At 64.7% G+C, this 278-nt stretch carries 1 protein-coding gene; it reads left to right on the top strand.

What is annotated here, in order from left to right; all coding sequences use genetic code 11:
• Positions 1–46 precede the first annotated feature (46 nt).
• The coding region (locus QSV46_RS39610; protein ID WP_314964080.1) for a hypothetical protein at positions 47–278 on the top strand (232 nt) is incomplete at its 3' end.

Below are 278 nucleotides of genomic sequence, written 5' to 3'. Positions count from 1 at the left end.
ATTGGGCGCGTCTGTCGGCAGGGCGAGCGATGGAAGGAGCCACCCGATGACCACGACCATGAACTCCCGCCTTTCCTGGGCGGGCGACATCCTGCTCCTGAACACCTTCAGGCCCCTTCTCACCGAGGAAGGGGCTGCCAAGTTCCGTCGCTCCCTGTGGCTGGCAGGTCTTCAGGGAACCCTCGAGGGGGTTGGCCTGTTTGCCGTCATCCCGACGATCACGGCATTCGTCGAGGGTGGATCCTCGATGGGACTGACCTGGCAGGGCTGGGTGTGGG

This window comes from Bradyrhizobium cosmicum, from assembly GCF_032290525.1.
Lineage (GTDB): Bacteria > Pseudomonadota > Alphaproteobacteria > Rhizobiales > Xanthobacteraceae > Bradyrhizobium > Bradyrhizobium cosmicum_A.
This window is presented reverse-complemented; position numbering and strand designations above follow the sequence as displayed.